Origin of the sequence: Tenacibaculum aestuarii (genome assembly GCF_964510395.1) — a bacterium.
In the GTDB taxonomy this organism is placed as follows: Bacteria; Bacteroidota; Bacteroidia; order Flavobacteriales; family Flavobacteriaceae; genus Polaribacter; species Polaribacter aestuarii.
On sequence record NZ_CAZEFY010000001.1, the window covers coordinates 883,626 to 907,199 of the forward strand.

Below are 23,574 nucleotides of genomic sequence, written 5' to 3' on the forward strand. Positions count from 1 at the left end.
ATATAACTGTTGTTAAACAGATTTGGAATACACATAAAAGTTTTCGTCAATTTCAATAGAATTTCCTTTCATCGGTTTTGTTTGCCAGTCTTCTGTCGGATTTAATAATTCAGACTTTCCGTTAACAGTTATTCGTAAAGGCATATTAAATCCCTCAACAACATTAGTCCAACGATATTTTATTTTATTGTTTTCAATATGGTATTCAAACTCAGGAATATCAACCGTACGTAAGTATTGGTCAAAAATTTTGCTTAAATCAATTCCTGATTTTTCAATCATATATTTTTCAATTTCTTGAGTGGTAACTGTTTGATGATAGAAGTTTGAGTTTAATCCGCGTAAAATTTGTCGCCATTTTCCATCGTCATTTATTAGTTGACGAATGGTGTGCAACATGTTAGCTCCTTTGTAATACATGTCGCCAGAACCTTCGTTATTAACATCATAATGACCTATAATTGGTTTGTCATTTTGAATAGCATCACGAGTTCCTATAACATATTCCGAAGCAGCTTTTTTTCCGTAGTAATAATCTAAAAATAAGTTTTCAGAATAGGCAGTAAAACTCTCATGAATCCACATGTCAGCAATATCTACATTAGTAATGTTGTTGGCAAACCATTCATGACCTGCTTCATGGATGATGATAAAGTCAAACTTTAATCCCCAACCAGTTCCTGATAAATCTCTACCTAAATACCCATTTTTGTATTGGTTTCCGTAAGTTACAGAACTTTGATGTTCCATTCCTAAATATGGAACTTCTACAAGCTTAAATCCATCTTCATAAAAAGGGTATTTACCAAACCAATGTTCAAAAGCTTTCATCATTTTAGGAGCATCTTTAAATTGCTCTTTTGCTTTTTCTAAATTATCTCGAAGTACATAATAGTTCATGTCTAATTCACCATCTTCTCCTTGGTATTTCTCAGAAAAGTGAACATAATCTCCAATGTTTACATTTACTCCGTAGTTGTTAATAGGGTTGTCTACAAACCAGTGGTACGTAGTTGTGTTGTCATTGTGTTGTTCAATATTGCGTAAGCGACCGTTAGAAACATCCATTAAGTTTTTAGGTATGCGAACACTAATTGCCATACTATCTACTTCATCGTACATGTGGTCTTTGTTAGGCCACCAAACACTGGCACCTAAACCTTGGCAAGAAGTAGCAACAAAATGGTTTCCGTTATTGTCTTTTTTCCAAGAAAAACCTCCGTCCCAAGGAGCTCTAATTGCTTCTTTAGGGTTTCCTTCGTAATAAACATCAATTGATTGAATTTCTCCTGTTTTTTGAGAATCTTGTAACTGAATGAAATGCGCATTTCCTTCAGAAACAACTTTTAATTCTTTATTGTTTTGGGTAACTTTAGTAATCTTTAAAGGAGATTGTAAGTCAATCTGTAAAACTTGATGAGGTTTTAAAACTTTGTATTGCACTGTGTTTTTTCCTTCAATGAATTTTTTATCAGGATTAACAGTAACATTCAAATGATAGTAGGTTAAGTCCCACCAAGATCTTTCTGGTGTAATAGATCCTCGTAAAGAATCTTGACGTGTAAATGTTTCACTTTTTGAAAATAATGAAGTGCTTTTTTGAGCGGTTGTAGAAGAGCATCCAGCAATTAAAAAAGCCAAAGATGTCATAAAAACAGATAAGGAAAATGTTTTTTTATACATAGTGTTTGTTCTTGAGAGATAAAACGCTAAGATAAGTTTTAAAGTTTTTTTATTGGAACTAACTTTAAGATATTTGCTTAAAATTACAAGCATGTCAAAAACAGTTTTCATTACAGGAGCTTCTTCAGGAATAGGGAAATCTATCGCTTTATATCTGCATGACAAAGGATATACGGTGTTTGGAACAAGCAGAAACCCCGATAAGGTTAATGTGCCATTTCAAATGGTAGCTTTAGATGTTACAAATGAAGAGTCAATTAAAAATGCGGTATTAGAAGTAGTAATGAAAGCAGGAAAAATTGATGTGTTGATTAATAATGCAGGAAAAGGAATTACTGGCCCTATTGAAGATACACCGACAGAAGAGATGAAAGAGAATTTTAATACGAATTTCTTCGGGGTTATTGATGTGATTAAAGCAGTGTTGCCTTATATGCGCGAGCAGAAATCTGGAATGATTATTAATACTACATCGATTGCTGGTTATATGGGATTACCTTTTAGAGGAATTTACTCTTCGAGTAAAGGAGCTTTAGAATTGGTTACAGAAGCATTGAGTATGGAGGTAAAAAGCTTCGGAATTAAAGTAGTAAATGTGGCTCCTGGTGATTTTGCTACGAATATTGCGGCAGGAAGATACCATACGCCGGTTTTTGAAAACTCTGCTTACAAAGAAAAATATGCTGAAAACTTAGCGTTGATGGATGCCCATGTTGATTCTGGTGCAGATCCAATACTAATGGCGAAAGCAATTCATCAAATTATAGAAAATAAAAATCCAAAGATTCATTATAAAGTGGGTGGATTTATGGAAAAATTCTCGATAGTTTTAAAAAGAGTATTGCCTGATAAAGTTTACGAAAAACTCTTAATGAATCATTATAAGTTGTAAATTCGCAAAGGATTAAAGTAGGGGGTAAATAGTATTTGTAAAGATATTTTTAACTCTTGTTTCATAAAGGTTTAAGACCTTTAAATATAAAATTTGAACACAACTAGATAAATATATATAAGATGAAATTTTTTATTGACACGGCTAACTTAGACCAAATTAGAGAAGCTCAAGCTTTAGGTATTTTAGACGGAGTAACAACCAATCCTTCATTAATGGCAAAAGAAGGAATTACAGGTGAAGAAAACATTATTAACCACTACAAAGCTATTTGCGAAATTGTTGATGGAGATGTTTCTGCTGAAGTAATTTCTACTGATTTTGATGGAATGATAAAGGAAGGAGAAGCGTTAGCTGCATTACATCCACAAATTGTGGTAAAATTACCAATGATTGCAGATGGTGTTAAAGCATGTAAATATTTCTCTGATAAAGGAATTAAAACCAATGTAACTTTAGTGTTTTCTGCTGGTCAAGCATTATTAGCAGCAAAAGCAGGAGCAACTTATGTGTCTCCATTTATTGGTCGTTTAGATGATATTTCTACTGATGGATTGAATTTAATTTCAGAAATCCGTCAAATTTATGATAACTATTTATTTGATACGCAAATCTTAGCGGCGTCTGTACGTCACACAATGCACATTATCGATTGTGCTAAATTAGGAGCCGATGTTATGACAGGTCCTTTAAGTGCAATTGAAGGATTATTAAAACATCCATTAACTGATATTGGTTTAGCTAAGTTTTTAGAAGATTATAAAAAAGGAAACTAACCAACAAAGTTGGTTTTAGTATTTTGTCATTCCCGCGAAAGCGGGAATCTCATTTTTTAAAAGATATGTACCCAAAAAAGGAACTCGCACAACTTGTTATTACTGCATGTCATGAATTTGATGTTGATACTGTAGTTATTTCTCCAGGTTCTCGTAACGCACCACTTACTGTCGGATTTTCAAATCATCCAAAAATAAATGCATTAAGTGTTGTAGATGAGCGTTGTGCTGCTTTTTTTGCGTTAGGAATAGCGCAACAAACTCAGAAACCTGTGGTAATCACATGTTCTTCAGGTTCGGCTTTATTAAACTATTATCCAGCAATTGCTGAGGCATATTATAGTCAGATTCCGTTGATAGTAATTTCTGCGGATAGACCAAAACATTTAATTGATATCGGTGATGGACAAACCATTCGCCAAGAGAATGTGTTTGAAAATCATATTTTGTTCTCAGCGAATTTGATTGAAGAAGATGAGCAGTTAAAAAATAACGCTGACTTATTGTCAAAAGCGATGCAAACTGCTATCACTCAAAAAGGTCCAGTACATATCAATGTTCCGTTTGATGAGCCTTTATATGAAACAGTTGAGGAACTAAAGCCTTTTGATTTTTTTGATGTCATTTCTAGCGCAGTCGAGAAATCTTTTGATTTAGAAAAATTAGCTTCAATTTGGAATGCTTCAACTAGAAAAATGATTTTAGTAGGAAGTAGTTTTCCAGATGTTGAATTACAAAAGGTTTTATCGAGGTATGCAGAAGATGATTCCGTAATAATTTTAACTGAAACGACTTCTAATGTTTATCATCTGAAGTTTATCAATAGTATTGATAAGGTAATTTTTCCTCTGTCTTCTGAAGAGTTTGAGGAATTTAAACCTGAAATATTGGTAACTTTAGGAGGAATGGTGATTTCAAAGAAGGTTAAACAGCTGTTACGAAAATCACCTCCAAAACATCATTGGCATATTGATGAGCTTGGAGCAATGGATACTTATCATTGTTTGTCAGAATTTGTACAAACTAATTCTGCTGAATTTTTAACAAGCTTGTTTGAAACGAACGAAAATGTAGAAAGTAATTATCAGCAAAAATGGTTAGAAGAAAAGAGCAGAAGGGCCGATAAACACGGAGCTTACATGCAAAACTGTGAGTATTCAGATTTAAAAGTCTTTGAAGCAATTTTAGAAAAACTTCCTAACGAATCACAGTTGCAAATTAGTAACAGTTCAACGATTCGATATTCTCAATTATTTGATGTGAATTCAACTTTAAGAGTATTTTGTAATAGAGGAACAAGTGGTATAGATGGTAGCACAAGTACTGCTGTTGGTGCAGCATTTGCCGATGAGAAACCAACGACGTTTATTACAGGAGATTTAAGCTTTTTTTATGATAGTAATGCTTTGTGGAACAGCAATATTCCGAAGAATTTTAGAATCATAATATTAAACAATGCAGGAGGTGGTATTTTTAGGTTTATTCCTGGGCCATTGAAGACGAATGCTGCAGATTATTTTGAAACTCCTCATAACTTAACGGCAGAACATTTGGCAAAAATGTATGGCTTTGAATATGTTCAGGTAGCAGATTTAAAAGAGTTGAATGAAGAATTAAATGAGTTTTATACAGAAACTGAACAACCAAAAATAATGGAGATATTTACTCCAAAAGAAATAAATGATGTAGTTTTAAAGAACTATTTTAAAAACTTATAAAAGATGGAATTAAAAGAAGGGGATAAGGTAGATTTAGTTATTGGAGTTCAAACAGCTTTAGGTTATACGGTTTTAATTAATGAATCGTATGAAGGGTTGTTGTATAATAATGAGGTTTTTAGCGATGTAGAAGAAGGAATGTGTACCGTAGGTTACGTAAAAAAGATACGTGAAGATGAAAAGATAGATGTATCATTACGTCCACAAGGTTTTAAGAATGTCATTGATTCTGATGTAGATAAAGTGTTACGAAAGTTAGAAGAAAAAGGCTTTTTATTATTGACAGATAAAAGCTCTCCCGAATCAATTAAATTTCACTTACAAATGAGTAAAAAAGCATTCAAGAGAGCTATTGGCAGTTTGTATAAAGACAAAAAGATAGAATTAGAAGAGGATAGAATAGTGTTAAAATAACCTATTCTTGACCATCTTCTTGTTCTATATTTTCATTTTCGTTTATTTCTTCAGTAGGGTTTTCTTTCTTTTCCGTTTTCATTAAATCGTTTACACGTTTAATGTTTTCATAAAAAGCATCAGCATTAGGGTTTGAAGGATCCATTTTTCCGTAAGCAGCTTTATAGTAAAAATCTGCTTTTTCATATTCTTTTCCTAACTCATAATACTTACCAATGTAAAAATCCCCCATGTGTGAGTCTGGATATTTTATCATAACAAAGTCACCTAAAACTCTAAGATAATCACCATCTTGTCTATCAATAACGATATCTTCAATAACAAAAATATCATCCAAACGAACATTTAAATTAGATCCATATAAATATTGAATATCTAAGTATTTTTTCTCAACATATTTAATAGCATCTAGCGGAGCTAAGTCTTTAACGTTTGCTTCAAATTCCTCTTTAGTGATTTTTGAATATAAGGCAAACATTTGATTAAATGCCCTAGGGATTGTTTCGGCAATAACCGCTAGGTGGTTAGGAGCATTAGGGAATTCATCAAAATTAACGTGTAAGTTTTTAGCTTCGTAAGAAGTTACTAATGTTTTGATTTCACTGAACAAATTGTATTGCTTAGAGTCTATATATTTCTTGTTATTACTAGTGTATAAAAAGTAAGTGTTATCTATAGAACCTAATCTGTTTAAAGAATAAGATTCTATAATAGCAGGAGCAAATTGAGGAAACTCTGGGGTAATGCAAATAAGTGAGTTAAAAACAGGTTGCTCATCTTTTAAGTAATGAGTTATAAAGTTAGCAGCTTTACCTTCACCAACAATTGTCATAAAAGGAGAGGTTCTAAAGTTACCTTCCATGAAAGGAATTAATTCGTGTTTTATAAAGTTGAAAAAATGTGCCCCGGAAGTTGTTAAAGCATTGTTAGCAGGTATTATTGAAACATCTTTTCCGTACGTATCTTTCATGTCAATTCCAACAACAATTTGTCTAGGAGCTTTATCTACATTAGCATACAGTTTTGCGTTTCCTACATATAAATCAAAAAGGTACTCGTCTCCTAATACGATTGCTAACGGGTAATTAGTGGTTTTATCTATATCATAACCTTGAGGAATATAAATTTTAACATTTCTACTTCCACTTAATTCTTCAGAGTTAACTTTTTGAGAAATTATTTTTTGAGAAAAAAGGTTAGTGCTAATTAATACGGCGAATAATAAATATAGTTGTTTCATACTAGGGGTAAATTATATCGTTCAAATATAGAAAAGAAAAATAAAGTTATTATGTTATTTTTGTACATCTAAATAACGACAATATTTTAAAATTATGATACAACCAGATTGGAAAGTTGCCAAAGAATACGAAGATATTACCTATAAAAAATCTCATAATGTTGCAAGAATAGCATTTAACAGACCTAATGTGCGTAATGCATTTCGTCCTAAAACTACATCTGAGTTGTTAGATGCTTTTCATGATGCGCATGAAGATACCAATATTGGAGTTGTATTATTATCAGCAGAAGGACCATCAACCAAAGACGGGGTTTGGAGCTTTTGTTCTGGAGGAGATCAAAATGCACGTGGACACCAAGGGTATGTAGGAGAAGATGGTTACCACCGATTAAATATCTTAGAAGTACAACGTTTAATCCGTTTTATGCCAAAGGCAGTAATTTGTGTAGTTCCTGGTTGGGCAGTAGGTGGCGGACATAGTTTACACGTAACTTGTGATTTAACCTTGGCAAGTAAAGAGCATGCGATTTTTAAACAAACCGATGCCGATGTTACTTCGTTTGATGCAGGTTATGGTTCAGCATATTTAGCTAAAATGGTGGGGCAAAAGAAAGCTCGTGAAATCTTTTTCTTAGGGAGAAATTACTCGGCGCAAGAAGCGTATGAAATGGGAATGGTAAATGCTGTAATTCCTCATGATGAGTTAGAGCAAACAGCTTTTGGTTGGGCACAAGAAATCTTAGCAAAGTCACCAACTTCAATAAAAATGTTAAAGTTTGCAATGAACCTAACAGATGATGGAATGGTTGGTCAACAAGTATTTGCAGGAGAAGTAACACGTTTAGCTTATATGACAGATGAAGCTAAAGAAGGACGTGATGCGTTTTTAGAAAAACGTAAGCCAAACTTCCCAAAAACTTGGATACCTTAAGGTTTAAATAATGAGTTACTCTGAGTTAAAAATAATAAGACCTTTATATTCATTATCTAAGAAAATCTCTGATAAAAATCTAAAGATAGGAGATAGGTTTATTTATAAAGAGAATTACTCTTTGCTTTTTAAGATTGATTTAGCTCCAAAAGGAGATAATTATCCATGTTCTGATGAAATGGGAAAGATTACATGGATAAAAGGAGATGAAAGAGTAATTAAAATTAATGGAGTTGCTGGAAGTTTAAAAGGAATTTCCGCAGAGTTTAAGAATGAATATCTTTATAAGGTTAAAAATAATTCATAATTAAAAAATGAAAATAATTTGTATTGGTCGCAATTATGCAAAACATATAGAAGAATTAGCGAATGAAAGGCCAGAGAACCCTGTGGTTTTCTTAAAACCAGATTCGGCTATTCTTCCGAAGAAAATGCCATTTTTTATTCCGCCATTTTCAAATGATGTGCATTATGAGGTAGAAGTATTGGTAAAAATAAATAAAGTGGGAAAACATATTTCTCCAAAATTTGCTCATAAATACTATGACACAGTCGGATTGGGAATTGATTTTACTGCACGAGATGTACAAGCTGAGTGTAAAGAAAAAGGATTGCCATGGGAAAAGGCCAAAGCTTTTGATGGCAGTGCCATTGTTGGCGAGTTTTATCCGAAAGAAGAGTTTGATTTAGAAAATATTTCTTTTCAATTGTTAAAGAATGATGAAGTGGTTCAAGATGGAAACACGTCTAATATGTTATGGAAGATTGATGAGCTGGTAAGCTATGTGTCGCAGTATTTCACCTTAAAAAAAGGAGATATTATTTTTACAGGTACCCCAGCAGGTGTTGGTAAAGTAGTAGAAAACGACATATTAACAGGAGCTATTGAAGGAAAACAAGCTTTTCAAATTAAAGTAAAATAAAATATCCCGCTTCGGCGGGATTCTTTTTTAGAGATAACTAAATGAATGCAGAAATTATAACGATAGGAGATGAGATTCTTATCGGACAAATAGTGGATACCAATTCACAATGGATTGGGCAGGAACTCAATAAAATTGGAGTTTCAGTTTATCAAATATCTTCTATCCAAGATGAAAAACAACATATACTCAATGCATTGAAAGAAGCAGAAGGCAGAGCAGATATAGTCATTATTACTGGAGGATTAGGCCCTACTAAAGATGACATCACTAAAAAAACAATTGCTGAATATTTTCAAGATGAAAAGGTTGTTGAATATCCAGAGGTAATCAACCATATTAAACATTTATTCAAGAAAGTAAATCATCCGTTTAATGAAATTCAGCAGTATCAAGCACAACTTCCTTCTAAAGCAACTTTATTAATGAATCGTTTGGGAACTGCACCTGGAATGTGGTTTTATGAAAATAATACGGTTTTTGTATCGCTACCAGGAGTTCCGTATGAAATGAAAGGATTGATGAAAGATGAAGTATTACCAAGACTTCAATCAACTTTTAAGTTGCCTTTTATTTTACATAGAACCATTATGACGGTAGGTACAGGTGAAACCATCATTGCTGAAAGAATTTCAGAATGGGAGGATAATTTACCTGATTTTATCAAGCTAGCCTATTTGCCATCTTTTGGAAGTGTTCGTTTGCGTTTGTCAGCTAAAGGAAATGATAAAGAATTGCTAGCACAAGAGATGGAGAAGCAAGTAGCAACATTATATACTCTAATTCCAGAGATTATAGTTGGGGATGATAATGAAACTTCACTAGAAAAAGAAGTAGGGAAGTTGTTACAACAACATGGAAAAACAGTTTCAACTGCTGAAAGTTTGACAGGAGGAAAAATTGCATCCACTATTGTTTCCGTTTCAGGGGCTTCCAATTATTTCATGGGAGGGTTTGTAACGTATACAGCAGCATTAAAACAACAATTATTAGGAGTTTCAAAAGAAATAATTAATGAGTTTACTGTAGTAAGTAAAGAGGTTGCTGAAGCAATGGCAAAAGGATGTTTAGATAAATTACAAACGGATTATGCTATAGCGGTTACAGGAAATGCAGGGCCAACTACCGATCATAATGATAAAAGTATAGGCTTGGTGTATATTGCTATTGCTAGTAAAAACGGAGTAGAAGTACAGGAGTTTAACTTTGGGCAACCTAGAGAAAAAGTAATCAATAGAACGGTAACTAAATCTTTAGAACTTTTACAGTCAATCATATTAAAATAATTAGTATTTTTGCGCCCGTTACGCTTCCAAATAGGTTAGATGCTGAACCTAAGTTTTGAATGGATTAAAATAATTTAAAATTTAATCGAGAATATTTTTGTGCAATAAATTAAATTGCATAAATTTGCACCTCGTTTAGAAATAACACTAAAAACTGTCAAGAAGATGTCTAGAGTTTGTGAATTAACAGGAAAAAAAGCGATGGTAGGTAATAATGTATCTCACGCTTTAAATAGAACTAAAAGAAGATTTAACGCTAATTTAATGACTAAGCGTTTTTATATTCCAGAAGAAGATAAATGGATTACTTTAAAAGTATCTGCTTCTGCATTAAAAAATATTAATAAAAAAGGAATCTCTGCGGTTATTAAAGAAGCAAGAGCTAACGGTTTCTTAACTAAATAATTCCTTACTAGATAAAATTTTAGAGAGATGGCAAAAAAAGGAAACAGAGTTCAAGTAATTTTAGAGTGTACTGAGCACAAAGCTTCTGGACAACCAGGAACTTCTCGTTATATTACAACAAAGAACAAAAAGAATACTCCTGATAGAATGGAATTAAAGAAATTTAATCCAATCTTAAAGAAGATGACAGTTCATAAAGAAATTAAATAATTAGCTACGGCGTAAACTTTAATTAAAATGGCAAAGAAATCAGTAGCAACGTTACAAACAGGTTCGAAAAGATTAACCAAAGCTATCAAAATGGTGAAGTCTCCAAAATCAGGAGCTTACACTTTTGTTGAAGCTATTATGGATCCAACACAAGTAAACGACTTTTTTGCAAAAAAGTAATTCTTGTATACAGTTTAAAAAAAAGCTACTTTCATTAGAGAGTAGCTTTTTTTATATTTGACAGTCTCAAATCTCCTTAGCATAGCTTAAGGTTTTATCAGAAAGACAACGATGTAATGACAATTTGACCGTATAAATTAAATGGTATAGTTTTTAACCTATAATAGCGATTATAAAATTTAACAATGAGTTTTTTTAAGAAAATCTTCTCAAAAGAGAAAAAAGAAACCTTAGACAAAGGATTAGAAAAAACCAAATCAAGTTTTTTCTCTAAATTATCAAAAGCAGTTGCAGGAAAAGCAAAGGTAGATGATGATGTGTTAGATAATTTAGAAGAAGTACTCGTGTCGTCTGATGTAGGAGTAGAAACAACCTTAAAAATTATTGATAGAATTGAGGAACGTGTATCTCGTGATAAGTATTTGGGAACTGATGAGTTAAATCAAATTCTACGTGAAGAAATTGCAGGTTTATTATCAGAAACCAATACTGGTGATGAAACTGATTTCACGATTCCAGCAAACACGAAACCGTATGTGTTAATGGTGGTTGGAGTAAACGGAGTAGGTAAAACAACTACGATTGGTAAGTTAGCTTCACAATTTAAAAAGAAAGGTTTAAAAGTGGTTTTAGGAGCTGCTGATACTTTTAGAGCAGCTGCGATTGATCAATTACAAGTTTGGGCAGATAGAACAGATGTGCCAATTGTACGTCAAGAAATGGGCTCTGATCCAGCTTCTGTAGCTTTCGATACGGTACAGTCTGGAGTTAATCAAGATGCAGATGTAATTATTATTGACACCGCAGGTCGTTTACATAATAAGGTTAATTTAATGAATGAGCTGACAAAGATTAAACGAGTAATGCAAAAAGTAGTACCTGATGCACCACATGATGTATTGTTAGTGTTAGATGGTTCTACCGGTCAAAATGCCTTTGAACAGGCGAAACAATTTACCAAAGCAACGGAAGTAACTTCATTAGCAGTAACCAAATTAGATGGTACTGCCAAAGGAGGAGTGGTTATTGGTATTTCAGATCAATTTCAAATTCCTGTGAAATATATCGGAGTAGGAGAAGGTATCGACGATTTACAAGTGTTTAACAAACACGAATTTGTAGATTCGTTTTTTAAATAGTAGGTGTAATTCCTACGTAGGTAGGAATCTTAGTATAAAATATAACTCCCTAATTGGGAGTTTTTTTTATGTTTGTTATTACAAGGTGGGTGTTGTAGAGTATAGTTTTTATTTAAACTCAGGAGGGTTTTTAATGGCTTCTTTTATAACTAAAGCTACAGAATCTTTAGTAATTCCTTTGTTTTTACAATAATCACTATTCAGCCAATCTTCTAATAATTTAGCTCCTTTACTTGCATTACAAGACATACAGCAGAGGGCAATATTGTTAGCTTTGTTTATTCTTATATCGTTTACTATATGTTCCCAAGATTGTTTTGTTTTTCTTGAGTTGTCGTTGTTAGAAAATGTTACTCCACAATAAACACAAGACTTATCTCTTGATAGTACTAAATTTTCTACTTCAATTGGAATTCCCCATTTATTCCCCATGTCAATTTTTTATAAAATTTGTTTATTAACCTTCTGCATTTAATTAGTTTCATTGCCCTATTAAGCACAATGTTTAAGATAGCTGTCACTTCAAATAATTAAATTATATAATAACGAAGTTCAATAAAAATATGTTAAGAATCAAACTAATTTTAAGGGTTTAAACTACCTAAAAACCTGAATTAAAGCGTATATTTGCACTCCGAATTTTTTTACAATATGCGTACTAAAACAACAAAACAAAACAAAATCAACGTAGTTACTTTAGGTTGCTCTAAAAACGTTTACGATAGTGAAGTGTTAATGGGCCAGTTAAAGGCCAATGGTAAAGAGGTGGTTCATGAAGATGAAAATGACGAAGGAAATATTGTAGTAATCAATACGTGTGGTTTTATTGGTAAAGCTAAAGAAGAAAGTGTAGAGACTATTTTACACTACGCACAAAAGAAAGAAGAAGGTGAAGTTGATAAAGTATTTGTTACTGGTTGTTTAAGTGAGCGTTACAAACCAGATTTAGAAGCTGAAATCACGAATGTAGATCAGTATTTTGGCACACACGATTTACCAAACTTGTTAAAAGTTTTAGAAGCAGATTATAAGCATGAGTTAATAGGAGAACGTTTAACAACAACTCCAGATCATTATGCGTATTTAAAAATAGCTGAAGGTTGCGATCGACCATGTTCGTTTTGTGCCATTCCATTAATGCGTGGTAAACATGTTTCTACTCCAATTGAAGATTTGGTTACAGAAGCGACGAAGTTAGCCGAAAAAGGTATCAAAGAAATCATGCTAATAGCGCAAGATTTAACCTATTATGGGTTAGATATCTATAAAAAACGTGCTTTAGCAGATTTGCTTAAAGAATTGGTAAAAGTTGACGGAATTGAGTGGATTCGTTTGCATTATGCTTTCCCAACAGGTTTCCCAATGGATGTGTTAGAAGTGATGAAGAACGAACCAAAGGTTTGTAATTATTTAGACATTCCGTTACAGCATATCAATACTGAGATTTTAAAATCGATGAAGCGTGGTACGACACATGAGAAAACGACTGCGTTGATTCACAAATTCCGTGAGGCTGTGCCAAATATGGCCATTCGTACAACGTTGATTGTTGGATATCCAGGAGAAACTGAAGAGCAATTCCAAGAGTTGAAAGATTGGGTAGAAGAGATGCGTTTTGAACGTTTAGGAGCTTTTGAATACTCTCATGAAGAAAATACGGGAGCGTATGTTTTAGAAGATGATGTACCTGCAGATGTTAAGTTCAGACGAGTAAATGAAATCATGGAAGTGCAATCGCAAATTTCTTGGGAATTGAATCAAGAAAAAATAGGAAAGACATTCAAATGTTTGTTTGATAGAAAAGATGGAGAGTACTATTACGGACGTACTGAATTTGACTCACCAGATGTAGATAACGATGTCATTGTAGATGCTCGTGAGTATTACATCAAGTTAGGAGAGTTTATTGATATAGAAATTTTCGATGCTGGAGATTTTGACTTATATGGAAAGCCTGTGGTAAAACAAGAAAGACCAGTTCTTTTAAATCAGAAGAGAAAATAAAAGAACTTTATATAAAACCAAAAACTGCTTTTTAGCAGTTTTTTTTGTTTTTAATGTATTGTTAACTAAATCTGTATATGTTTTTTATTGTGCATATTAATTGAAAATAGATAAGTTCTAAAATTATATTATGTTTACATACCCAAAAAAAATATAAAATGAAAACCTCTTGTAAAATTTTCTTTGTGATGTTTTTACTATCACAAGTAACATTTTCCCAATCCTCAAATTTTAAAAATAAGCTAGAAGAATTAGTATCAATCATTAAAGATTTAGAAACAGGTAAATCTACTTTTAAATTAGCAATAACTTCAGATGAACCAGGTGTTGCAGCTTTTAAAGTCAATGAAATAACTAAGAAAGGAAAATCAAGCGAAACACTTTACGAGTTTAATTTTGCTGATATTGATGTAAATACGGTTAGGTATGAAACGAAAGGAGACGTGTTGCAGGTACAACTCATTGTAAAGCAAAATCAACGAATGATTAAAGTAACTCAAGATGCTGAAAAAGTGAGTTATGATAAAGAATTGATGATGATTGCTCAAGATGTAGAAAACGCCAGAGCTATAGTTGATAAGGTAAAAGAATTGATTCCTATTTCAAATAAGATTACAGAAAATCGTTTGTCGTTAAATTCTTATAACGGTCGTTTAAATTGGTTAGTGAAAAATGTTTTTTCAGTAGAAGGCTCAAAGGAAAAATACGAGCAAAGTTTAGAAATTTCTAATAGTTATCCTGGTGATTTAGTGTTAAACACAATGGAAATTAGTAGTAAATCATCAAAAGAGAAAGAATATAGATTTAATTTATCAAATATTAATCCTTACGGAATTCAATTTAAAAATAAAGGAAGTGACTTTGTTTTAAGTGTGGAAACCAAAAGGAAATTAAAAGCGATTAAGGTAATTGAAGATGGTGATAATGACTACACAAACACTTTAGAAATCGTTTGTCAAAGTGTTGAAAACGCTAGAGATCTTCAAAAAGTATTAAAGGATATTATTCCGTTAAGTGAAGAAAAATTTACAGCAAGTTTACCTAAAGTTACTTCGTTACAAGAAGGAATTAATTTATTAAATCAAAAAGTTAGCACTATAACTACCAATAAAATAAAAATAGAACAGAAGCTAGAAGGAGCTTGTATTTTAAATTTTCATCAAGTAAAAGAATCTGACAAAAAGAAAGAAAATCACGAATATGAGTTGAATTTAATAGATGTCAATAGTCAGGATATTGAGATAAATGTAAAGGGAAAAGAGGTAGTTGTTGAAATAAATACCATAGCTAAAAATAAATTCATAAAGCATTTAGAAGATAAAGAGTTACAAAATTATACAAACAAGCTAGCTATCATATTCAATTCTTTTGAAGAGGCGCTGGTAGGTGAAAAAGTTATAAAAGATTTAGTTAAGTTATGTGAAGCTAAAAAAAGAGTAGTATCTGGATCAGTAGATGCATTTATAACCCAAATAGAAGAGGTTTCATTAGGAAAAACTAAGTATGAGCAAAAAGTAGAAACGTTATCTAGCTCTGATGTGAAATATACTTCTATGAAAGTTTCAGATAAAAAATCTGAAGAAAGTATTTATGAGTTTAAGCTGGAAGATATTGATTCTAAATCTGTAGAAATGAAAGTTTCAGGAAAAGAAATTTCAGTTGAGTTTGTCACAAATTATGAGGAAAAAATAATTAAGGCATACAAAAACGGAGAAATCAAAAACTATGTTAATACTGTAAAAATATACTGTACTTCTATAGAGAATGCTAGAAAAATGACAGAAACATTAAAAGAAATTACAGGAAATAAAAATTAAAACTTCTGATTTCAATGAAATAATAGGAAACCTGCTAAAAGCAGGTTTTTTTATGCATATTTGCTACATGAAAAAAGCCTATTTTAACTGGAGTTCAGGAAAAGACTCATCATTAGCATTGTATAAAATAGTACAACAAAATGAATACGATGTGCAAAAGTTGATTACGAATGTGAATCAAGATTATCAACGTGTTTCAATGCATGGTTTGCATGAGGATTTATTAGATGCACAAGCAGAGAGTATTGGGATTCCTTTAGAAAAAATATATTTTCCTGCAGAAGTTACCATGGATTTGTACAATCAAAAGATGAAGGAGAAAACTGCGGAGTTAAATGAAGCTGGACTTGTAAATGGTATTTTTGGTGATATTTTTTTAGAGGATTTAAGAGCTTATCGTGATTCAAAATTACAAGAGGTTGGAATTACTGGTGTTTATCCGTTATGGAAACAAGACACTAAAGAGTTGCTTAGAGAGTTTTTAGCTTTAGGATTTAAAACGATTACTGTTTGCGTGAATGCTAAATTATTAGGTGAAGAGTTTGTAGGAAGAGTTATTGATGAAGATTTTATTAATGAGCTACCTGATGGAGTTGATGTTTGTGGAGAGAATGGAGAGTTTCATACGTTTTGCTATGATGGACCTATTTTTAAGAAACCAGTAGAATTTGAAATAGGAGAAAAAGTGTTGAAATCGTACACTTTACATACAAATGATGATGATAACTGTTATCAAGATTCAAAGAAAACTAAGAAGTCAGAAGAAACTACTATTAAAAACTATGATAGAAGTTTTTGGTATTGTGATTTACAGTTAAAAAAATAAACTACTTACTGTTTTTAGTAATTCTTTAGCAGGTGCATTTTCTAAGCAAGAATTACATACATTGTACATAAACAAGCAATCGATAAAATCGGTTAACATATGTAGTAGAAGTCCTAAACCAATAATATTATAGGGTCTTTTAAAAAAGAGTAAAATAATATAGAAGCCAATTGCGTAGTAGGAGTGGAGTATATGAAAGCCAAAACTACATCGATTGGGATCAAATATAGGGCTTGCTAATAAGTGATCTAAATCTACCAGCATAGTTGCTAGTAGTATTATAGCAACTTTTATCCAATCTTTTCTAAAAAAGAAGAAAGCGATTAAAACAGGAAATCCGAAATGTAAAAAGTAGTGAATAAATGTCTGCATTTACTTAACTTATAGGATTAAACTACTTCTTTTTCTAAGGCTAAAAAGTGAGTAATCTTTAAATTATTATTGTGTAGAGGTATAATATGTAATTCACACTTATAAGTAGATTGGTCTTTTCTGTAATTGATGATTACATCTTTAAAAGGTTTACCTTGTGAAAGTTTTGTTTGTATTCTTTTTCTAGTATTTTCTGTAGTTTTTTCGCCTTGTAAAAAACGTGGAGTTTTGTTTAAAGCAAATTCTTTTTTATACCCTGTCATTTTAGTAAAACCATTACTTACCCAAAGTATTTTTTTCTCAATATTAGTAAGAACTAAAGACTCATAATAGTTCTCTTTTATAACTGTTGAAACATTGTCTTTCCAGTTAAAGTTCTCAGAGAAGGTCTTTATGGTGTCAAGATCATTGAATAGTTCTTTTTCAAAAAACAAGTCTTGAATTCCCCAGCTCAGAAGGTTTACACTTTTTTTAGAAGAAGGTTGAAGATCAGCGTTAATTTCTGAATACTTTTCTTCTTCTAAATTAGATGCATAAATGTCTAAAGCCATCATTTTGGTTAGGTCATTTTTCATGTCAACTAAATAAATACTTTTTTAGGAAAAATTAAAACTTTTCAAAAACTCCTAATCCAAATAAAGCAAAATCATATTTAACGGGGTCTTTAGCGTCAAAATCTCTTAAAGTTAAGTCTAGTTCTTGAATTGCTTTCCAATCATTTTGTTTTCGAGTAAGAATTCCAAGTTTTCGAGCAATATTTCCTGTATGAACATCTAAGGGACAATGTAAATGAGCTGCTGAGTGGGTATGCCAAATACCTAAGTCGACACCAGTTGTATTGTCTCGAACCATCCAACGTAAAAACATATTTATTCGTTTTGAAGCTGATCCTTTTAACGGGTCAGAAACATGTTTTAAGGTTCTTGGTTGATGAGGAATTTCAAAAAACACTTGTTTGAAATGATGTATAGCGTGTTGGTAATTATCAGCATTGTTTTTTGGTTGCAAAACAGTTTCTAATCCACCATGATTTTGATAGATGTTTTTTAACGATTGAACAAAAAACTTAAAATCATCGGCATTAAACGTTCTGTGTACGAATCCGTCAAAATTAGCAAGGTCTTCTTCAGAATGATTCATGATAAAATCGTACGGAGAATTCCCCATTAAATCCATCATTTTATGGGAGTTGTTAATAATCATTTTACGATTTCCCCAAGCAATGGTTGCTGCTAAAAAACCAGCAATTTCAATATCTTCTTTTACTGAAAATTGATGCGGTATTTGAATAGGGTCACTATCAATAAAATCAGGATTATTATATTGTATAACCTTTTCGTCTAAAAAATCTTTCAGTTCTTTTTTGTTCATCTTACATTAAATCTCCTAAAAAAGTAGCTCCTACAAAAATCCCATTATAAACAGCATGCAGTGCCATTGCCCAAAGTAAGCCAAAGCGAACACGAATAAAACCTAAATAGAATCCTAATAAGGTTTGAGGCAATACTAAAATAGGAGATAGTAATAATACATTTGTAGAAATTTGGTAATTAGTAATATGTACAAACCCAAATAAAATAGCAAAGAGATAAAAAGCTATCCTAAATTGTTTTCCTTTTTTAAAAGCTGTAAGAGGGGCTCTAAAAAAAGTTTCTTCGAGTAAAGGAGCAAGAATAACAGCTAAGAAAAAAACTACAATTTTAGGAAGTGACTTAAATAGTTCTTCAGCTTTATGATCTTCAGCTAAATTAACTAATCCAAGTTTATCAACAAGACCTATTAAAGCTAAACTAACCATTGCAGTTAATATACTTATTATTAAAAGATGTAAGAATTTTTGAAATCGATACAAAGTATCTTGATTGTCATCTTTTTCTAAAATAGGATTTTTTAAATAGTTGATAAGCTCGTGAAAAGTTTCTTGCATAGTTTTAGGTGTATTTTATACTACATAGGTATATAGAAACTTAAAAACGTTACATTATTCAATAATAATTCCGTCTTTCATGGTAAGTGTTCTATCGGCCATTAGTGCTAAGTCTTTGTTGTGTGTAACTAACACAAAGGTTTGTCCAAACTCATCACGAAGTTTAAAAAATAATTCGTGTAAGTTTTTTGCTGAAGTAGAATCAAGATTACCTGATGGTTCATCAGCAAAAATAACAGAAGGCTCATTTATTAATGCTCTTGCAACAGCTACACGTTGTTGTTCACCACCAGAAAGTTCATTAGGTTTGTGGTTTTCTCTGTGAGATAATCCTAAAAAAGCTAATAATTCTTTCGCCCTTTTTTCGGTTGAAGCTTTTGCTTTTCCTCCAATAAAAGCTGGGATGCAAACATTTTCTAAGGCTGTAAATTCAGGTAGTAACTGATGAAATTGAAAAATAAACCCGATGTGTTTATTTCTGAAAGATGAAACTTCTTTGTCGTTTAAACTTTTGATTGAAACTCCATTAACAAGTAATTCATAGTTTTTATCTTTTAAAGGTTTATCTAAGGTGCCTAAAATTTGAAGCAAGGTAGTTTTTCCAGCTCCTGACGGACCAACAATAGCAACAATTTCTCCTTTTTTTATATGAAGATTTACTCCTTTTAAGATTTCAACATCTCCGTAGTGTCTATGAATATTTTTAGCAACAATCATGAGGTAATTTTCAAAGTAACGAATGTATAAAAAAGAAATCAGATAGACTTTAAAAGCCTATCTGATTTCAAACAATAAATAATTCCCCTTTTAAAATATGTTTTTAATGTTGTTGTAATCGATAAAATACACCAATCGAACAGAAAAAGTATGTTGATGTTTCTCATCAAAAAGTCGATCTAAATTTTTAAAGAAACTGTGTTTTGCATGACTGTTTGAACCAAAGATAGAGTTTCTATAAAAAGCAATTAATTGACTACCAGGAGCAAATTGCCATTGGTAGTTCAGGTCTAAATTCCAGCTATTAAAGTTTTTGTCATGATCTCCTTGATAGCTACTTTGAATTAGCTCTCCGTTAGTTTGGTCTAAACTGTAAAATTGATTTTGATATGGAACTTTACTCCAGTTGTGTCTAAACGATAATGATACTGCCGATTTTGTGCTAAATGTGTATTTACCAGTTAAAGAGTTGTTGTATGAAGTCCAATCTCGTTGTCCGAAATAAATAGCAGTGTCATCGTTATTTACATACCCAAATTGATTTTCATACTTATTATAGTTTAAACCATAAATTAAAGAAAATTGATTATTGAATCGGTATCTAGGTCTTATTCCAAAACCATAACTCATTTGGTTAATATCATTTACGGTTTCTCTATGAAAGGTGTACCAGAAATCATAATCAAGAGCAAGTTTTTTTCTGTAGTCACTAGATCCCCAGTGGTTTATGTTTAATTGTTCAGGTCTTTTAAAATAAATTCCGCTAGTACTTCCTTCTCTAGGTTCAAAGAAATCCTTTCGTTCGGTGCGATAGTTTAAATTTCCTCCAAAGCTAAATCTATTTTTAGTGTCTGCCCAAAAAGATAATCCTCCATTTGTGCCTGTATAGGTTCCCGGATTGTGTAAATAGTTGATATTGTAATATAAGTTAACACCATAATTATTGAAAATTCCCTTTGGTTTTAACAAACGATAACCAACAAATCCATAAATGGTTTGTTCATTATTGCTAAAAAGAATCCCCATATCATTAGGGTTGTAGTCTTTGTTTTCGAAGTTATATCCAATTTCTCCACGCCAATTTCCTGATTGTTTTCCTATACTGGTATCAAAAGTATATCCCGTATTAGGATTTTTTTCATCATCAGAAATAGTACTCATTTTAAAACTCCCGTCTATATTGTATCTACTTTTCTTGTCTTCTACATGCCATAATAATCCAGTAACATTGGCATCTCTAAATCGACCATCACGAGTTACGTTGGTGTTAATTAAGGTTACCGATGAGTTTTGATTAAACTGCTGATCTAAAACCATTATATTATAGTTGGAAAACGGGTTTACTGTAGTTTTATAAGTACTAACATTACTAATAGTATCTAATCCGTTAATTGTTTGCTCGGTTCTTTCAACAGTGGCTTCTGTTTTTTCAGTAATAGCATTAAAAAAACCAACACCTAATCCGCCTTTGGTTCTACCAGATATTTTAATGGCATTAAGCATTTGAACTTTTTCAGGAACATCTACTACTTTATCATTAATCTTTTTACCATCAACAAATTCATCATCATTTTTACGCTCATTAGCAAATTGATCGATAGGTCGAGAACCTATTCTTCTTGAATAGAATAAATTTCCTTTACTGAACAGTTCGGTTCCTTCAGTAAAAAACTGACGCTGTTCTGTAAATTGTTGTTCAAAAGGCCCCAAGTTTAAGGTTACATTGTCAAAACCTACTTGACCAAAATCAGGAATTAAGGTTGCATCAAGAGTAAAGTTTTCAGTAATACCATATTTTACGTCCATACCAACACTCCAATCAAAGTCAGTGTTACCATCTGAAGTAGTAACAGTTGTTGATGCATATGGATAAAAATTTAATCGGGTAGGAGGTTTTATGTTGGAGAAGTTTTCATACAAACCATCATATTGAGTCCAGTTTCCTTGTTGGTTATCAATATGATTCCAAGTAAATTGAGCGTTTAAGTTTAGTACTTTTCTGTGGAAGTTAATTCCCCAAGATTGCACAGGAACATTAGCAAATCGCAAAGCTCTGTATGGAATTTTCATCTCAACAACCCAAGAATCATCATTCATGCTAATATCGCTTTCCCAAACAGCACTCCAATTAAAATCTTCGTTTCCGTTCGATACTTTCGAGTCTGCTTGCGCACCAGAACTAGTAACTAAGAACTCAAAAGGGTTTTGTCCGTCATCATTAGGGTTAATAGTTATTAAAAAGAAATCACTATTACCTATATTATCTCTGTTAGTAAACTCAGCCGGTATTTTTGATGGCTCAGGATCGTACATTTTAGCACTGATGTAAATAGCATCATCATTGTACACTAGTTTAACTTCTGTCTTATGCGTATCGGGTTCTGGTTTGCCATTATCAGGGCGCATCATCACAAAATTGTTTGCTACAGGAACATTTTTCCATGCATCATCATCCAGTTTTCCATCAATTTTTGGAGGTGATTCTACACGTATTACATCTAGTTTCTTTCTGTTTTGGTTTACGGTTTGAGCGGCAGTTGTTTCTATGAAAAAGAAAAAAACAGCAATTAATGCTAAAATTTTACGCATAGTTGATTTGAGATAGAATTAGTTGTTTAGCTAAATTATTATGATTTAAATTGTAAAATCACAAAATCATGTTAATTACTATAAAGACCTGTTAAAAAAATGAACGTTACATTGTAAGTGTTAAAAAAATGTGAAAAAGAAAATTGATATTAATCATAAATTAAAGTACAAATTATAAGGTATTATAAATTGAATTTGTATTTTTGTTCGACTTTAAAAATTCATATCTAATGAACTTACACGAATATCAAGGTAAAGAAATATTAAACAGTTTTGGCGTTCGTATTCAACGTGGAATTGTTGCAAATACTCCAGAAGAAGCTGTTGAAGCAGCGAAGAAATTAACAGAAGAAACAGGTACTGGTTGGCACGTAATTAAGGCTCAAGTACACGCAGGTGGTCGTGGAAAAGGTGGAGGTGTTAAGTTAGCTAAAAATTTAGATGAGGTAAAAAGTATCGCTGATGACATTTTAGGAATGATGTTAGTAACTCCTCAAACTTCAGCAGAAGGTAAGTTAGTTAACCAAGTGTTAATTGCTGAGGATGTATATTATCCAGGTGATAGTGAGCCAGATGAATTTTATATGTCAGTTTTATTAAACCGTGCTACAGGTAGAAACATGATCATGTACTCTACTGAAGGAGGTATGGATATTGAAACTGTGGCAGAAGAAACTCCACACTTAATTTTTACTGAAGAAGTAGATCCAGCAACAGGTTTATTACCTTTCCAAGCTCGTAAAATTGCGTTTAACTTAGGGTTAAGCGGTGCAGCTTTTAAAGAAATGACAAAATTTGTTACTGCTTTATATACAGCATACGTAAAATCTGATTCATCTTTATTTGAAATTAACCCAGTATTAAAAACATCTGATGATAAAATCATGGCTGTTGATGCTAAGGTTACTTTAGATGATAACGCTTTATACCGTCACAAAGATTATGCAGAAATGCGTGATTTACGTGAAGAGAATCCAATTGAAGTTGAAGCAAATGCTGCAGGATTAAACTATGTAGATTTAGATGGTAACGTTGGATGTATGGTAAACGGAGCTGGTTTAGCAATGGGAACTATGGATTTAATTAAGCAAGCAGGTGGTGAGCCAGCTAACTTCTTAGATGTTGGTGGTACTGCAGATGCACAACGTGTTGAAACTGCTTTCGGAATCATTTTAAAAGATCCTAACGTAAAAGCTATCTTAGTAAACATTTTTGGAGGTATCGTTCGTTGTGACCGTGTGGCACAAGGTATTGTTGATGCTTATAAAAATATGGGTGACAAAATTAATGTGCCTATTATTGCTCGTTTACAAGGAACAAACGCTAAAGAAGCAAAAGAATTAATCGATAACAGCGGAATGGAAATTATCTCAGCAACTGAGTTCCAAGAAGCAGCTGATAAAGTACAAGAAGTTTTAAGCGCTTAAAACTTTTTAATTAATTCTTAGTAATATATTAAAAAACCTCACTGAAAAGTGAGGTTTTTTGTTGATGCTTTTATGAGTGTTTCGCTATCCGATAA

25 protein-coding genes are annotated in these 23,574 nt (G+C 32.1%); 16 read left to right on the forward strand and 9 right to left on the reverse strand.

Translation table 11 applies throughout. The annotated features are described in order from the left end of the window. Positions 1-12: 12 nt before the first annotated feature. Positions 13-1,683: a M1 family metallopeptidase gene (locus ACKTSU_RS04285; RefSeq protein WP_408035116.1), complete on the reverse strand. Its 1,671-nt coding sequence runs from the start codon at positions 1,681-1,683 to the stop codon at positions 13-15. 91 nt (positions 1,684-1,774) lie between these two features. On the opposite strand from ACKTSU_RS04285, the gene ACKTSU_RS04290 reads away from it, so the two are divergent. From ACKTSU_RS04290 to ACKTSU_RS04305, 4 genes are all read left to right on the forward strand, one after another. Then, positions 1,775-2,575: an SDR family oxidoreductase gene (locus ACKTSU_RS04290; RefSeq protein ID WP_408035117.1), complete on the forward strand. Its 801-nt coding sequence runs from the start codon at positions 1,775-1,777 to the stop codon at positions 2,573-2,575. A gap of 122 nt (positions 2,576-2,697) precedes the next feature. Next, positions 2,698-3,351, forward strand: coding sequence for a fructose-6-phosphate aldolase (gene fsa / locus ACKTSU_RS04295; RefSeq protein ID WP_274633560.1), 654 nt, complete (start codon positions 2,698-2,700; stop codon positions 3,349-3,351). Positions 3,352-3,416: 65 nt separating this feature from the next. Next, positions 3,417-5,069: a 2-succinyl-5-enolpyruvyl-6-hydroxy-3-cyclohexene-1-carboxylic-acid synthase gene (gene menD / locus ACKTSU_RS04300; protein ID WP_408035118.1), complete on the forward strand. Its 1,653-nt coding sequence runs from the start codon at positions 3,417-3,419 to the stop codon at positions 5,067-5,069. Positions 5,070-5,072: 3 nt separating this feature from the next. Beyond that, positions 5,073-5,483, forward strand: a complete 411-nt coding sequence (locus tag ACKTSU_RS04305) for a S1 RNA-binding domain-containing protein (RefSeq protein WP_408035119.1) — start codon at positions 5,073-5,075, stop codon at positions 5,481-5,483. 1 nt (position 5,484) lies between these two features. Here ACKTSU_RS04305 and ACKTSU_RS04310 read toward each other — a convergent pair whose 3' ends face one another. Further along, positions 5,485-6,723: an alpha/beta hydrolase-fold protein gene (locus tag ACKTSU_RS04310; protein ID WP_408035120.1), complete on the reverse strand. Its 1,239-nt coding sequence runs from the start codon at positions 6,721-6,723 to the stop codon at positions 5,485-5,487. Positions 6,724-6,817: 94 nt separating this feature from the next. On the opposite strand from ACKTSU_RS04310, the gene ACKTSU_RS04315 reads away from it, so the two are divergent. From ACKTSU_RS04315 to ftsY, 8 genes are all read left to right on the forward strand, one after another. After that, positions 6,818-7,657 (forward strand): 1,4-dihydroxy-2-naphthoyl-CoA synthase, encoded by an 840-nt coding sequence (locus tag ACKTSU_RS04315; RefSeq protein WP_408035121.1) that lies wholly within the window; start codon positions 6,818-6,820, stop codon positions 7,655-7,657. 10 nt (positions 7,658-7,667) lie between these two features. Continuing rightward, entirely contained in the window at positions 7,668-7,964 is a 297-nt protein-coding gene (locus ACKTSU_RS04320; RefSeq protein WP_408035122.1) for a hypothetical protein, read from the forward strand. Between the two features lie 7 nt (positions 7,965-7,971). Then, complete coding sequence (locus ACKTSU_RS04325) at positions 7,972-8,580, forward strand: fumarylacetoacetate hydrolase family protein (protein ID WP_408035123.1); 609 nt, start codon at positions 7,972-7,974, stop codon at positions 8,578-8,580. Between the two features lie 41 nt (positions 8,581-8,621). Next, the gene (locus ACKTSU_RS04330) at positions 8,622-9,866 is read left to right on the forward strand and encodes a competence/damage-inducible protein A (protein WP_408035124.1); all 1,245 of its coding nucleotides are present in this window, start codon (positions 8,622-8,624) and stop codon (positions 9,864-9,866) included. A gap of 165 nt (positions 9,867-10,031) precedes the next feature. Beyond that, positions 10,032-10,271 (forward strand): 50S ribosomal protein L28, encoded by a 240-nt coding sequence (rpmB, locus tag ACKTSU_RS04335; protein ID WP_028893013.1) that lies wholly within the window; start codon positions 10,032-10,034, stop codon positions 10,269-10,271. Between the two features lie 27 nt (positions 10,272-10,298). Further along, a complete protein-coding gene (rpmG, locus tag ACKTSU_RS04340; RefSeq protein WP_013070733.1) occupies positions 10,299-10,481 on the forward strand; it encodes a 50S ribosomal protein L33 in 183 nt (60 codons plus the stop codon). Positions 10,482-10,508: 27 nt separating this feature from the next. Next, a complete protein-coding gene (locus tag ACKTSU_RS04345) occupies positions 10,509-10,661 on the forward strand; it encodes a DUF4295 domain-containing protein (RefSeq protein WP_081728324.1) in 153 nt (50 codons plus the stop codon). A gap of 185 nt (positions 10,662-10,846) precedes the next feature. Next, entirely contained in the window at positions 10,847-11,800 is a 954-nt protein-coding gene (ftsY, locus tag ACKTSU_RS04350) for a signal recognition particle-docking protein FtsY (protein ID WP_274633566.1), read from the forward strand. Between the two features lie 108 nt (positions 11,801-11,908). On the opposite strand, the gene ACKTSU_RS04355 is transcribed toward ftsY, so the two are convergent. After that, positions 11,909-12,232, reverse strand: a complete 324-nt coding sequence (locus tag ACKTSU_RS04355) for an HNH endonuclease (protein ID WP_408035125.1) — start codon at positions 12,230-12,232, stop codon at positions 11,909-11,911. A gap of 219 nt (positions 12,233-12,451) precedes the next feature. Between ACKTSU_RS04355 and rimO the strand changes: the two genes are divergently transcribed. The 3 genes from rimO (at position 12,452) to ACKTSU_RS04370 (ending at position 16,447) form a co-directional block, all read left to right on the forward strand. Next, entirely contained in the window at positions 12,452-13,804 is a 1,353-nt protein-coding gene (rimO, locus tag ACKTSU_RS04360; protein ID WP_408035126.1) for a 30S ribosomal protein S12 methylthiotransferase RimO, read from the forward strand. A gap of 158 nt (positions 13,805-13,962) precedes the next feature. After that, positions 13,963-15,621 carry a hypothetical protein gene (locus ACKTSU_RS04365; protein WP_408035127.1) on the forward strand — a complete coding sequence of 553 codons (1,659 nt, stop codon included), beginning with the start codon at positions 13,963-13,965 and terminating at the stop codon, positions 15,619-15,621. Positions 15,622-15,688: 67 nt separating this feature from the next. Further along, complete coding sequence (locus ACKTSU_RS04370) at positions 15,689-16,447, forward strand: Dph6-related ATP pyrophosphatase (RefSeq protein WP_408035128.1); 759 nt, start codon at positions 15,689-15,691, stop codon at positions 16,445-16,447. Here the strand turns inward: ACKTSU_RS04370 and ACKTSU_RS04375 are convergent. From ACKTSU_RS04375 to ACKTSU_RS04400, 6 genes are all read right to left on the reverse strand, one after another. After that, complete coding sequence (locus tag ACKTSU_RS04375; protein WP_408035129.1) at positions 16,436-16,819, reverse strand: DUF6122 family protein; 384 nt, start codon at positions 16,817-16,819, stop codon at positions 16,436-16,438. The two genes, ACKTSU_RS04370 and ACKTSU_RS04375, sit on opposite strands and share 12 nt — an antisense overlap. Positions 16,820-16,836: 17 nt before the next feature. Next, the gene (locus tag ACKTSU_RS04380) at positions 16,837-17,394 is read right to left on the reverse strand and encodes a PAS domain-containing protein (RefSeq protein WP_408035130.1); all 558 of its coding nucleotides are present in this window, start codon (positions 17,392-17,394) and stop codon (positions 16,837-16,839) included. 31 nt (positions 17,395-17,425) lie between these two features. Further along, positions 17,426-18,190 (reverse strand): TIGR02757 family protein, encoded by a 765-nt coding sequence (locus tag ACKTSU_RS04385; protein WP_408035131.1) that lies wholly within the window; start codon positions 18,188-18,190, stop codon positions 17,426-17,428. A 1-nt stretch (position 18,191) separates the two neighbouring features. After that, positions 18,192-18,746, reverse strand: a complete 555-nt coding sequence (locus tag ACKTSU_RS04390) for a CPBP family intramembrane glutamic endopeptidase (RefSeq protein WP_408035132.1) — start codon at positions 18,744-18,746, stop codon at positions 18,192-18,194. A gap of 54 nt (positions 18,747-18,800) precedes the next feature. Further along, a complete protein-coding gene (locus ACKTSU_RS04395) occupies positions 18,801-19,463 on the reverse strand; it encodes an ABC transporter ATP-binding protein (protein ID WP_408035133.1) in 663 nt (220 codons plus the stop codon). A 90-nt stretch (positions 19,464-19,553) separates the two neighbouring features. Next, on the reverse strand, positions 19,554-22,052 hold the full coding sequence (locus ACKTSU_RS04400; RefSeq protein WP_408035134.1) for a DUF5916 domain-containing protein: 2,499 nt from the start codon (positions 22,050-22,052) through the stop codon (positions 19,554-19,556). Positions 22,053-22,282: 230 nt separating this feature from the next. Here ACKTSU_RS04400 and sucC point away from each other — a divergent pair, with 230 nt between their 5' ends. Continuing rightward, positions 22,283-23,479 (forward strand): ADP-forming succinate--CoA ligase subunit beta, encoded by a 1,197-nt coding sequence (gene sucC / locus ACKTSU_RS04405; RefSeq protein WP_274633576.1) that lies wholly within the window; start codon positions 22,283-22,285, stop codon positions 23,477-23,479. The last annotated feature ends 95 nt before the right edge of the window (positions 23,480-23,574 follow it).

Bases quoted from the DNA above. Each gene is read 5' to 3' on its own strand.
- ACKTSU_RS04290 (WP_408035117.1), top strand. From the start codon at position 1,775: ATGTCAAAAACAGTTTTCATTACAGGAGCTTCTTCAGGAATAGGGAAA.
- ACKTSU_RS04365 (WP_408035127.1), top strand. From the start codon at position 13,963: ATGAAAACCTCTTGTAAAATTTTCTTTGTGATGTTTTTACTATCACAA.
- ACKTSU_RS04385 (WP_408035131.1), bottom strand. From the start codon at position 18,190: ATGAACAAAAAAGAACTGAAAGATTTTTTAGACGAAAAGGTTATACAA.
- fsa (WP_274633560.1), top strand. From the start codon at position 2,698: ATGAAATTTTTTATTGACACGGCTAACTTAGACCAAATTAGAGAAGCT.
- ACKTSU_RS04325 (WP_408035123.1), top strand. From the start codon at position 7,972: ATGAAAATAATTTGTATTGGTCGCAATTATGCAAAACATATAGAAGAA.
- ACKTSU_RS04345 (WP_081728324.1), top strand. From the start codon at position 10,509: ATGGCAAAGAAATCAGTAGCAACGTTACAAACAGGTTCGAAAAGATTA.
- rimO (WP_408035126.1), top strand. From the start codon at position 12,452: ATGCGTACTAAAACAACAAAACAAAACAAAATCAACGTAGTTACTTTA.
- ACKTSU_RS04305 (WP_408035119.1), top strand. From the start codon at position 5,073: ATGGAATTAAAAGAAGGGGATAAGGTAGATTTAGTTATTGGAGTTCAA.
- menD (WP_408035118.1), top strand. From the start codon at position 3,417: ATGTACCCAAAAAAGGAACTCGCACAACTTGTTATTACTGCATGTCAT.
- sucC (WP_274633576.1), top strand. From the start codon at position 22,283: ATGAACTTACACGAATATCAAGGTAAAGAAATATTAAACAGTTTTGGC.
- ACKTSU_RS04315 (WP_408035121.1), top strand. From the start codon at position 6,818: ATGATACAACCAGATTGGAAAGTTGCCAAAGAATACGAAGATATTACC.
- ACKTSU_RS04355 (WP_408035125.1), bottom strand. From the start codon at position 12,232: ATGGGGAATAAATGGGGAATTCCAATTGAAGTAGAAAATTTAGTACTA.
- rpmG (WP_013070733.1), top strand. From the start codon at position 10,299: ATGGCAAAAAAAGGAAACAGAGTTCAAGTAATTTTAGAGTGTACTGAG.
- ACKTSU_RS04320 (WP_408035122.1), top strand. From the start codon at position 7,668: ATGAGTTACTCTGAGTTAAAAATAATAAGACCTTTATATTCATTATCT.
- ACKTSU_RS04390 (WP_408035132.1), bottom strand. From the start codon at position 18,746: ATGCAAGAAACTTTTCACGAGCTTATCAACTATTTAAAAAATCCTATT.
- ACKTSU_RS04375 (WP_408035129.1), bottom strand. From the start codon at position 16,819: ATGCAGACATTTATTCACTACTTTTTACATTTCGGATTTCCTGTTTTA.
- ACKTSU_RS04330 (WP_408035124.1), top strand. From the start codon at position 8,622: ATGAATGCAGAAATTATAACGATAGGAGATGAGATTCTTATCGGACAA.
- ACKTSU_RS04400 (WP_408035134.1), bottom strand. From the start codon at position 22,052: ATGCGTAAAATTTTAGCATTAATTGCTGTTTTTTTCTTTTTCATAGAA.
- rpmB (WP_028893013.1), top strand. From the start codon at position 10,032: ATGTCTAGAGTTTGTGAATTAACAGGAAAAAAAGCGATGGTAGGTAAT.
- ACKTSU_RS04310 (WP_408035120.1), bottom strand. From the start codon at position 6,723: ATGAAACAACTATATTTATTATTCGCCGTATTAATTAGCACTAACCTT.
- ftsY (WP_274633566.1), top strand. From the start codon at position 10,847: ATGAGTTTTTTTAAGAAAATCTTCTCAAAAGAGAAAAAAGAAACCTTA.
- ACKTSU_RS04380 (WP_408035130.1), bottom strand. From the start codon at position 17,394: ATGAAAAATGACCTAACCAAAATGATGGCTTTAGACATTTATGCATCT.
- ACKTSU_RS04285 (WP_408035116.1), bottom strand. From the start codon at position 1,683: ATGTATAAAAAAACATTTTCCTTATCTGTTTTTATGACATCTTTGGCT.
- ACKTSU_RS04395 (WP_408035133.1), bottom strand. From the start codon at position 19,463: ATGATTGTTGCTAAAAATATTCATAGACACTACGGAGATGTTGAAATC.
- ACKTSU_RS04370 (WP_408035128.1), top strand. From the start codon at position 15,689: ATGAAAAAAGCCTATTTTAACTGGAGTTCAGGAAAAGACTCATCATTA.